Source organism: Microcoleus sp. A006_D1 (assembly GCF_036702805.1).
Lineage (GTDB): Bacteria > Cyanobacteriota > Cyanobacteriia > Cyanobacteriales > Microcoleaceae > Microcoleus.
Map to the genome: position 1 here is coordinate 37240 of NZ_JAUBVZ010000028.1, position 10918 is coordinate 48157.

General features: G+C 45.9%; 10 protein-coding genes and 1 pseudogene. 7 read left to right on the forward strand and 4 right to left on the reverse strand.

What is annotated here, in order from left to right:
* The first annotated feature begins 23 nt into the window (after positions 1-23).
* From QUB68_RS29230 to QUB68_RS29240, 3 genes are all read left to right on the forward strand, one after another.
* Positions 24-446 (forward strand): YidH family protein, encoded by a 423-nt coding sequence (locus QUB68_RS29230; RefSeq protein WP_332998412.1) that lies wholly within the window; start codon positions 24-26, stop codon positions 444-446.
* A gap of 179 nt (positions 447-625) precedes the next feature.
* On the forward strand, positions 626-1129 hold the full coding sequence (locus QUB68_RS29235; protein WP_332998413.1) for a hypothetical protein: 504 nt from the start codon (positions 626-628) through the stop codon (positions 1127-1129).
* 134 nt (positions 1130-1263) lie between these two features.
* Positions 1264-2058, forward strand: coding sequence for a sulfite exporter TauE/SafE family protein (locus tag QUB68_RS29240; protein WP_332998414.1), 795 nt, complete (start codon positions 1264-1266; stop codon positions 2056-2058).
* A 251-nt stretch (positions 2059-2309) separates the two neighbouring features.
* Here the strand turns inward: QUB68_RS29240 and cysK are convergent, their stop codons facing one another.
* Complete coding sequence (cysK, locus tag QUB68_RS29245) at positions 2310-3290, reverse strand: cysteine synthase A (RefSeq protein WP_332998415.1); 981 nt, start codon at positions 3288-3290, stop codon at positions 2310-2312.
* 17 nt (positions 3291-3307) lie between these two features.
* On the reverse strand, positions 3308-3745 hold the full coding sequence (locus tag QUB68_RS29250) for an RrF2 family transcriptional regulator (RefSeq protein ID WP_332998416.1): 438 nt from the start codon (positions 3743-3745) through the stop codon (positions 3308-3310).
* 739 nt (positions 3746-4484) lie between these two features.
* On the opposite strand from QUB68_RS29250, the gene QUB68_RS29255 reads away from it, so the two are divergent.
* Positions 4485-5036 carry an REP-associated tyrosine transposase gene (locus QUB68_RS29255; protein WP_332998417.1) on the forward strand — a complete coding sequence of 184 codons (552 nt, stop codon included), beginning with the start codon at positions 4485-4487 and terminating at the stop codon, positions 5034-5036.
* 191 nt (positions 5037-5227) lie between these two features.
* Here QUB68_RS29255 and QUB68_RS29260 read toward each other — a convergent pair whose 3' ends face one another.
* The gene (locus QUB68_RS29260) at positions 5228-5599 is read right to left on the reverse strand and encodes a hypothetical protein (RefSeq protein WP_332998418.1); all 372 of its coding nucleotides are present in this window, start codon (positions 5597-5599) and stop codon (positions 5228-5230) included.
* Between the two features lie 692 nt (positions 5600-6291).
* Between QUB68_RS29260 and QUB68_RS29265 the strand changes: the two are divergent.
* Positions 6292-6654 (forward strand): annotated as a pseudogene (locus QUB68_RS29265) (phage integrase N-terminal SAM-like domain-containing protein).
* 65 nt (positions 6655-6719) lie between these two features.
* On the opposite strand, the gene QUB68_RS29270 reads toward QUB68_RS29265, so the two are convergent.
* The gene (locus tag QUB68_RS29270; protein ID WP_332998419.1) at positions 6720-7751 is read right to left on the reverse strand and encodes a sulfate/molybdate ABC transporter ATP-binding protein; all 1032 of its coding nucleotides are present in this window, start codon (positions 7749-7751) and stop codon (positions 6720-6722) included.
* 423 nt (positions 7752-8174) lie between these two features.
* On the opposite strand from QUB68_RS29270, the gene gltD reads away from it, so the two are divergent.
* Together gltD and QUB68_RS29280 are read left to right on the forward strand one after the other, a co-directional pair.
* Complete coding sequence (gltD, locus tag QUB68_RS29275) at positions 8175-9659, forward strand: glutamate synthase small subunit (protein ID WP_332998420.1); 1485 nt, start codon at positions 8175-8177, stop codon at positions 9657-9659.
* A 570-nt stretch (positions 9660-10229) separates the two neighbouring features.
* Positions 10230-10918 (forward strand): phospholipase D family protein (locus QUB68_RS29280; RefSeq protein ID WP_332998421.1); only part of this gene is annotated, 689 nt, incomplete at its 3' end.

The following is a 10918-nucleotide window of genomic DNA, read 5'->3' on the forward strand; positions in this document are numbered from 1 at the left end:
CATTGGTGCAAGATATAAGATCGATGCAATTATCGTTCAAACCCATGAAAGTAGATGAGGAGAAACTAAAGCAGCAAAATTTGTCTAGGGCGATCGATCGCTCTGCAAACGAACGCACCTTTTTATCGTGGATGCGAAGCGCGATCGCACTTATGGGTTTTGGCGTCGTCATCGTGCGGCTTCGCGTCGTGCAAATCCCCGTAGATCACCGTCACGGCACGGGTTGGAAGTTGGGTTTAGTCTTCTCTCTGGTGGGTTTAGCAACAGTGTTAATCTCAACAGGAAAATACTTTATGATTCGCCGCCAAATTGACGAGAATACCTACGAACCATCAGATTGGTTGATATTCCTGTTCAGTTCGGCTGTCGGCTTATTGGGGATGGGAGTAATTTATTTTATCTTTGCAGCCGCCGTCAGCCCGAGCAGTTTTGTCATACCCGATTGATTGCAAAAAGCACATCAGACAGCATTCTCCACAACCTCTCCCCGATAGATATTTTTGTACCACCAAGAAAGTAGAATTAGCCCAGTTCCACTAAAATACGGTAACTCGATCGAGTTACTAGACATAACTCTGTTTTGCTGTTAAACTACGGTAAGTCGATAGAGTTACGAGGGTGCAACGTGGAAAACGCTAAAAAAGTCAGTGAAGAGTACCAGCTTGCAGGACAACTCACCCAAAAGTTGCCAGAAGCTAACGGCTTTCAGCAAGTCGGGTTAAAAAAAATCAGAGGCGGGTTGCTTCTGGCAATTGGATATTTGCTATCACCGCTTTGTTGGTGGAACGACCTATTTTTCAATCTGCCAATTGCCTATGGCTTTGGGTATATCTGTAGTTGGCTTTCCCCAGATTTACTGTTTCCTGGCACAATTTTCGGCTACTGGCTTTCCAATATTGCTGGAATTCTCTTGATGCAGTTCGGGGCTGTAGATGTCTTTGCAGACAAACCCAAGGAAAAAAACCTCAAAAAAGAGTTATTGACGGGTTTAGTTTCCTCAACCGCCTTCACTATTGTCGTTGTGGCATTGATTCATTTTAAAATTCTCGATACTCCAGATATATTTTCCGGCGAGTCTGTTAACCTCAGCTCTCTTTTATCTATGATGCCCCAGTCGCCTCACTTATAAGTATCGCTTGGGGTAAAACTGCTATTTTATTGAGTGCTACCCCGCTGCGCCCAATTGCGAGTCAATCATGCGATACGTAAGTTCTCTTATTGGTTGGATAGGTGCGCTAACAAGCACAGTTGGTCAGCAAAGTTATGAACTATTTGTTACTATCATTTCTCAGCTTTTTCGTGGGCATTATCGTTGGGCTAACCGGAGTAGGAGGAGCCTCGCTCATCACCCCAATGTTGATTTTTGTCTTCCAAGTTCCGGCATCAATTGCGATTAGTTCTGATGTCGTAGCTGCCACACTGATGAAAGTTGTTGGCGGGTTCAAACACTGGCAGCAAAAAACACTCGACTTGCAAGTAGTTAAGTGGCTGGCTTTGGGGAGCGTGCCCGGTTCGCTGGCTGGCGTGTGGATTTTACACTGCATCCAACTCAGCGGCAATCAGGACTTGGATTACATATTGCTGCGCTGTCTAGGAGTTGCGATCGCACTAATTGTCGCTTTATCGCTGACCCAATTACTGCTCAAAATATTTTTACCAAATATAAAATTGCCTTCGCCCCCAAAATGGGACTTAAATACTAATTTCGGTCGCATTTTCACGGTGAGCGCGGGAGCAATTTTGGGCTGCATAGTGGGAATCACTAGCGTGTCTTCCGGTGCGATGTTTGCACTGTTGCTGATTGCTTTTTTCCGCCTAGATTCTTCAAAATTGGTGGGTACAGATATTTCTCAGGCGGCAATTTTGTTGATGTTTACATCTGTGGGACACCTCAGCCTCGGAACAGTAAACTGGAGTTTAGTTTTGCCAATTTGGTTGGGTTCGGTGCCGGGAGTTTTGGTAGGGGCTAAATTCTGCCAAGTTATGCCTCAACGCCCGCTAAAGTTTGTGATTTACGGAATGTTGGCGATGGCTAGTTGGAAGTTGTATCAAGTCTGAAAAATAGGGGTAGTGCCAGGGGCATTGGTGTCAACTTAACGTCTTATGTAGTACGGGGCTGCTGTCTGACGATTAAGGCTAGATCCCCCCTAACCCCCCTTAAGAAGGGGGGGACAAGAGCATTCTCAAAGTCCCCCTTCTTAAGGGGGATTTAGGGGGATCAGACCTCGGCTACAAACGAGAGATAAAAAGGGTTCCAGGCTTAAGTTGACACGCTTTGCCACAGGCCGATCGATCGCCCCTACTGCGTATTAATAATTACTAACTAATGCTTCAAGTTGGTCGATCGTCGGCAATTCTAAGTCTTTGAACAAAACTGTACTGAGATAGCGTTCGCCAAAAGAAGGCTGTACAAAAACTATCAATTTACCAGCATTTTCGGGACGCTTGCCAACTTTAATTGCACCGAACAATGCTGCACCTGCCGAAATTCCTGACAACAATCCTTCTTCTCTGGCCAGGCGGCGGCTGTAGGCGATCGCATCTTCATCGCTAACTGCAATCACCTCATCAATTAACTCAACTCGCAGCACTTCCGGGATGAATCCCGCACCGATTCCTTGAATTTTGTGGGCACCCGATCGCCCTCCAGAAAGCACGGGGCTGCCGGCTGGTTCAACTGCGATCGCCCTAAAACTCGGTTTCCGCTGTTTAATTGCCTCAGCAACGCCCGTAATTGTGCCACCGGTGCCAACTCCAGCCACTAAAAAATCTACTTTCCCGTCAGTATCCGCCCAAATTTCCTCCGCTGTGGTTTCCCGGTGAATTTTGGGATTAGCGGGGTTCTGAAACTGTTGCAGCATGAAAGCATCGGGGGTTTCTTCGACAATTTCCTCCGCACGGGCGATCGCGCTTAACATCCCTTCATGTCCCGGTGTCAATTCCAACTGAGCTCCGTAAGCCTTCAACATCGATCGGCGTTCCGTGCTCATCGTATCCGGCATAGTTAAAATCAGACTGTAGCCTTTCGCCGCCGCAATCATAGCCAAAGCAATTCCAGTATTTCCCGAAGTCGGTTCAACTAAAATAGTTTTCCCCGGTTGAATTAACCCCGCATCTTCTGCCGCCTGAATCATGCTCGCCGCAATCCGATCTTTCACCGAAGCCGCCGGATTCATCCCTTCCAATTTCGCTACAATTCTAGCAACCACTCCCTCAGCTTGAGGAATTTTATTGAGCTGAACTAAAGGAGTTCTACCAATTATTTGTGTAACATCTCTAGCAATTTTCATTGTTTAGTTTCTCTCCGTTAAATGTAGTACATGGGATTTGCTTGTTTGCGAACATCCCGCTGTTCGCACAAATCTTGTAATGTGTATTTTTCCAAAACCGCCAAAGATGCCTGTCTAGCTTCCTGCCAGATTTCTAGCACCGCAGTTTTTTCTATTGTTGCAGATTCCGACACTTTTTGGGTCTGGCCGCTGCCGTCGCCTTCGAGAGTCGAAAACACCTCTAGCAAAGTAATCTGCCAAGGCTCTTTCGCCAGCAAATAACCGCCTTTAGCGCCCCGCAGACTCTGGACGATACCCGCACGGCGGAGCACGGCAAGAATTTGGTCGAGATAGCGTTCCGGTATCTGTTGAGATGCAGTAATTTCGTTGACTGTTAGGGGCGATTGTTTTGGGTGGTGGCTCGCCAGTTCCAAGAGGGCTAACAGGGCATATTCTACTCTAGAAGATAGTTCCACATTCCCCACTTGCGATCGAGTTTAAATTGTAGACTATCTCATAGTACACAATTCCGGTAGGTATACAGGTGTTATTATGTTTTTATTACAAAAACGGTTGGAGAAATCCCGCGAGCAACGTAAATGTAGGCAATTTAAGCTGTCGGCACTGTCGGTATTACGAGCAGCACGGGCACAGGGGCGGAAACTGCCTGATGCTCGGCGTGGGGGTACAGGGTGGGTGGAAAGCTTGCCCCTTTTTGGTTCCGCCCTTTGCACCGTCTTGGGAACACGCAGAAGCGGGTAGAGATCGAAAGTCTCAAATGTTGGAGCGATCGAGCTTTTCCACAATCCGGCAGGGGTTTAAACCCCTGCCTCAAAGCAAAAGTCCTCTGAAGAGGACTGAGGAGTTTTTCATGCCTCTGAAGAACGTTCCACGGACGCAGTATGTCCGTTATGGATGAAAGAAACTGGTTGAGTTGCTTAGGAGGACTGATGAGTTCTTTAGTCCTCTTCAGAGGACTTGCGCTATGAGACAGGGAATTCATTCCCTGGCGGACTATCGGAAAACACCTTAATTTCACAGGACGAAAGGCATTACCTTCTCCCTACCTCGCGCCTAAAAAAAGGCAAGTGCGATCGCTCTATAAGATCGGCGATCGCACTGTAGGGTGTGTTAGCGACAGCGTAACGCACCAACCAATATGACAATACAATAAATAATTTAAGAATAATTTAATTTCACCCTGACTAGCTCCCTATGCCTAATTATCGAAGACCTAATGTTTTTGGAGGTACATATTTCATCACACAAGTCACTTATCAAAGAGATTCTTGGCTCTGTAGTGACATAGGGAGAAAAGCTCTCCGAGAAGCAATAGAAAAAGTAAAGGAAAAATATCCTTTTTGTATTGATGCTTTTGTTTTATTACCCGATCATTTCCATTGTTTGTGGACTTTATCTCCTGATGATAAGGATTTGTCGGTGAGATTGCGATTAATTAAAACTTATGTTACCAAACATTATGGACAAGCATTAGGGGTTAATCGAGCCGTTTCTCAATCACGACAAAAGCGAGGGGAAAGTAATCTTTGGCAACGTCGCTTTTGGGAGCATTTAATTCGGGATGAACGGGATTTTGAGCTTCATTGCGATTATATTCATGATAATCCGGTTCGACATGGATTGTGTGAAAATCCCCAAGATTGGCAGTATTCCAGTATTCATCGGTTTATCGCTCAGGGAATTTATCCGCCTGATTGGGGTAAAGATGGCAGAAAGGAAAAACCTCAAGGATATTGCGATGATTAGCAGTCGTAGGGTGTGTTAGCGACAGCATAACACACCTTAAATTAACATAAAGATGGTGCGTTACATTTGTGTATATTTGATGGTGCGTTACACTCCGTTAATGCACCCTACAAGATCGGCGATCGCACTATGACAACAGATCGCTTTGGCTCACGGGTATAACGGCTAAAGTCAGGGGCAGCGAGTTGAGATCAAAAAGCAGCCTTAAAGACTACGTGTTTATCTCCATCACCATCCCTGTCATACCAGCCTTTCATAGACCAATTAATCCATCCACCATCACCATCATGGGTAAATTCACCATCTTTGAAACACCAGATGCCAAAAATTGTGCCATCACCATAAGTTGCTGAACCATAAAATACAATGTCCTTAAGACCGCCAGTCTGAGGGTGCTGACCCATGTTAACAGTTAGTACATTGTATTTCTGACCTGCCTGAAAAAAAGCAGTTTCTACAAGATTGTTAACAAATGCTCCACGCTCCTGATCTGAGTTTATGGCACTTGCAATAGCTTGACCAATTGCCAAAGGATCTATGGAAACACTAATGTCTACTGGCATGATGAAAAACTCCTTGTTTGCGCTCGTATAGTGAACATCAGATTCGGCCGCACAGACGCATAACTTGCGCCTTATTAGACGGAATTTTTCCGCAGATCCATCCCAAAAAGGGGGATAGGCAGATTGTTTCCTCAGATCCCTCCACAACAGGTGGATCTGAGGAAAGCTTCTTCATAATACGCCGATCGAGATGGATCTGAGGAAAATTTCCGCATATCTTCAGATTTGTACGGTTAGCACTACGGGTATCATCAGACATATACTTCGTCAGGCATATCTGGTCTAGCCCGATTTGGGTACTGAGAGGCGAGACACAGATCTACATTGCTCAGGCAGCAGGGATTGAGGAGGCGATCGCTAAAGTCAAGACGCAGCATCACCAGGAAACTGGAAGACTGGAAGCGATCGCAGTCGGAGGTATTCTGGCACCCGATCAGGTAATCTCTCTGGATATAAAGTTGTTATAACGTTTTCATCTTGAGAGAAGTTCCCAGGATGAGCATAACTATTTATTAAACCGAAACTTTCCGTCTTGTCAACCCCTACAGAACAAAAAGCCGAAACTTTCGGAATAATCACCCCATAGAGGATGATAGCTAGAAACATTCCGTATATTCTCCGATGACAACCAGAAACTTTCGGGATAACATACCAGAAGTCATACTATCAAGAAACATTCTGGTTCTCAGCTTATGGAACAACGTCCCAAAAAACTCCTTGAACAAGTAAGTGATGTCATTCGTCTGAAGCATTACTCTTACAAAACGAAAAAAAGCTACATTAATTGGATTAAACGCTATATTTTATTCCATAATAAACGACATCCTAGAGAAATGGGTGGAAAAGAAATTGAATAATTTTTAACTCATTTAGCCGTTGAAGAAAATGTCGCTGCTTCAACTCAAAATCAGGCTTTAAGTGCCATTTTATTTCTGTATAAGGAAGTTTTCAAACAAGAGTTAGAGTTACAGGTTGATGCGGTACGGGCAAAAAGAAGTCGGCTCTGCCTCCGATTTGGAGCCACGAGACAGCATTACCAGGCACGAGCCTGGTAACGATGTGGCAGCAGTGTTTTGTAGAATCTCCCCGATAGTATTTTGAGTAAGATGCAGCCGCTGATTTAAATTGAATAAGCAGGGAAAGTCATAGCGTGTTTGGGCTTGACATAAACCTGTTGCTCTCGCTTTAACTGTAGATGATCGAAGCGATCGCGACTCACGTAAGCCGTCACCGTCTGACCCGATTCTAATACTAACTCGGTTTGAATTTCCCGCCCTAGATGAATGATGCGGCTGACTTTTGCTAAGGCAAAACCAGACTCCGGCTGAGTTTTAATTTCCACATCATGAGGACGCAAAAACACTAATTCAGAATGAGCCGCGCCATTATTGTGAGCAGTTGTACCGTTGCTGGCGAACAAACCCGCAGCATTCGGCAGCACATTGACCGGCCCAATAAAACTCATCACAAAAGCTGATGCAGGTTTGTCGTAAATTTCCGCAGGAGTGCCAACTTGTTCGACTCTACCTTTGTTCATCACCACAATTTCATCGGCTACTTCCATCGCTTCTTCTTGGTCGTGAGTCACAAAAACTGTGGTGATATTAACTTCTTTGTGAAGGTTGTGCAGCCACGATCGCAATTCTTTGCGAACTTTAGCATCTAACGCTCCAAAAGGTTCATCTAGCAGCAGCACTTTCGGTTGCACTGCCAGAGCTCTTGCCAAAGCCACCCGCTGCCGCTGGCCCCCGGAAAGTTGCGACGGGTATCTGTCGCCCAAACCTTTCAACTGCACTAAATCCAAAAGTTCATCAACCCGTTTGATAATTGAGTCTTTAGGAGCTTTGCGAATTTCCATCGCAAAAGCAATGTTTTTCCGAATAGTCATGTGTTTGAACAAAGCGTAGTGCTGAAACACAAAACCGATATGCCTTTCCTGCACCGACTGCTGGGTAGCATCCTCGCCGATCAGGTAAATATGACCCGTGTCTGGCGGTTCGAGCCCCGCAATCATCCTCAGCAGAGTTGATTTCCCGGAACCGGAAGGCCCCAACAGCGCCACTAAAGAGCCGCGTTTAATTTCCAAACTCACGTTGTCAATGGCGTGAAAGGAGCCGAAGTGTTTCGATACGTTTTGAACTGTAATGCTCATGACTTTATTTACCTATTTTAGGAGTTGACGATTTTGTTAACTCCGAATACCCGATAGAATTATAGTAGTATATCGTGAAATTAATATTTTGCAAGGCCTGTAACTTTTTGTATCCTATGGAGAGAGCCTGCTGATTGGGACTGCGCTTGAAAGATAAGACTCGGCGGTTGAAACCGCGACTATACAAACGAAGTCCGCCTTCGCGGACTAATAAACAGGGTTTTTCAGCCAGATTTGGTATGAGATGTGCAGCAGCTTGTTTCGCGGTTTTCCCCGACTCCCGGCGATATTGAAGATTTCAGGTACGAATTGCTCAATCTGAACTGCGATCGCCCATAATTTAGATCACAATAGTTAATTCAGAAGCCCGCCAGCTTCACCTTTGAGAAACTACCAAGAATAAGTTCTAACCAAAACACCACTATGGGAAAACCAACAGGCTTTATCGAATTCCTTCGCGAATTGCCCTCCGAACTCTCACCAGTCGATCGAGTGCACAACTGGGACGAATTTCACCTACCGATGGATGAGGACAAACTCCGCAGCCAAGGCGCGCGCTGCATGGACTGCGGCATCCCATTTTGCCACACCGGCACCATCATCAGCGGCATGGCAAGCGGCTGCCCGATTAACAACCTCATCCCCGAATGGAACGACCTAGTATATCGCGGACTGTGGAAAGAAGCCCTAGACAGACTCCACAAAACCAACAACTTCCCCGAATTCACCGGCAGAGTCTGTCCCGCACCCTGCGAAGGCGCTTGCGTGCTCGGCATCAACAACCCGCCTGTGACGATTAAAAACATCGAAGCCTCGATTATCGATAAAGGCTGGGATGAAGGCTGGATTACCGCCGAACCGCCAGCCAAACGCACCGGCAAAAAAATCGCCGTCATCGGTTCCGGGCCCGCCGGTTTGTCGGCCGCCGCGCAACTCAACAAAGCCGGTCATTTGGTAACTGTATACGAAAGAGCCGATCGACCCGGCGGCCTGCTAATGTACGGCATCCCCAACATGAAGCTAGACAAGGAACAAGTGGTGATGCGCCGCCTGAAAGTCTTGGAAGACGAAGGCGTAACCTTTGTCTGCAACACCGAAGTTGGGAAAGACTTGCCCGCAGAACAACTGCTAAAAGAATACGACTCGGTTGTACTGTGTACTGGCGCGACAAAACCCCGCGACTTGGGCATCGAAGGCCGCGAATTAACAGGCGTCCACTTCGCGATGGACTTTTTGACAGCCAACACCAAAGCAGTTTTAGACAAGAGCACCAACGACAACTTCATCTCCGCCGAAGGCAAAGACATCGTGATTATCGGCGGTGGCGACACCGGCACCGACTGCGTGGGCACCTCCATTCGCCACGGCTGCAACAGCCTGGTGCAGCTAGAAATCCTGCCCAAACCGCCCTCGGAACGCGCCGCCAACAATCCCTGGCCGGAATGGCCAAAAGTCTACCGTCTCGACTACGGCCAAGAAGAAGCCGCAGCCAAATTTGGGGATGATCCGCGCGGCTATCTCACCACCGCCACAAAGTTCGAGGGCGACGAAAACGGCAACGTCAAAGCCGTGCACACTGTTGAGGTGGAGTGGGCGAAAAACGAGAAAGGGCAGTTCATTCCCAAGCAAATCGCGGGTACGGAGAAAGTGTTGCCGGCGCAGGTTGTGTTGCTGGCGATGGGCTTCCTGGGCCCGGAACAGCCGCTGCTGGATGCCCTGGGATTGGAACGCGACGCGCGCAGCAATGTGAAGGCGGAGCACGAAAAGTATACAACCAGTATTCCGGGAGTTTTTGCGGCGGGGGACTGTCGCCGGGGACAAAGTTTGGTGGTTTGGGCGATTAATGAAGGGCGCGGTGTGGCGCGGGAGTGTGACCTTTATTTGATGGGCGAGACGGATTTGCCTTAGTTGATTGGGGCGGGTCGATATTGTTTGATTTCCGCCGGTTAATGGGCTGGTAGGGGCGGGTTCGCCGAGATTTTGAGTAAAAAACCCGAAATCTTGTAAACCCGCCCCCACTACTACGATTTAAGTAGGTAGGCGCTGTAAAACACAATTATGTAAAGGATTGTAAAGTATCCAAATGCCCTAAGCGTTGCTAAGTTAGCCGTGTTTACATACTGTTACATAGCTCGGCTTAATTCCGCTTACCTACTTATGTTCCAATCAGACAGAGCTTGCAGTTTAAGTTTCAATCCCTGGTAGGGTTTTAGGTGCTTGTAGAATTACCTGTTGTAGAAACCTTACTGTATTTAGTTTTCAAGGTCTTGTTCCGTGAATTTAAAACAAAACTACCATTCCAGCCTGTGGTATGTCAATATCCAAGTTTTCATATTCACTCCAAAACCTTATGTGGCACTCCTACACCTAGCTTGGAACTGCTACGGCTAGGGGGGAATAACTGTATTTTATGTCATAAGTGTCTTGGTGATAGCTATACTAGGAAAGAAAGTTTATACCCTTCAACATCTTTCCATTATGAGAAAACCACCTTACTACTATTTAAAAAATATTAGCCGTCGCTGGCACACAGAAATTAAGAAAGTGGATGATAAGGTAATAATTCTTTCCCCCTACTTGACATCAGAAACAGCAGAAGCCATTTTAAGAGGCTCAAAATTTGCTGAGTGTGAGATATACACAATCTTTTCAGTCCATAATTTTGTTTCTGGTGCTTCGTCATTAAAAACCTTAAAGTGTTTACATGAGAAGGGCTATAAACTTTATCATTTACCAAGGCTCCATGCAAAAATAGTTATTTCACCTGGTAGATTCGCTACTATAGGAAGTCAAAATTTAACGAGGAATGGTGTAAAAAATAAAGAAGCTAGTGTAATTATATTTGATAAGGGAGAAGTTAAAAAAATTGAAGAACTACTTGACAGATGGATTCCTCAACGCAAATCTATTACTTCTGAAATGCTTAAAGAACTTGATGATAAAATAAAAATTTTAAGAAAAAAGTTTAGTTTAATAAATCGTGAATTAAAAAAAGAAATAAATGATTTAGAGGTTGAGCTTTGGGAGAATGAAGATGAACGTATTGAGAATGAACGATTAGCTGAAGAAGCGGAAGAACAGAGACAACTAGAAGAACAGAGACAACTAGAAGAACAGAGACAACTAGAAGAACAGAGACAACTAGAAGAACAGAGACAACTAGAAGA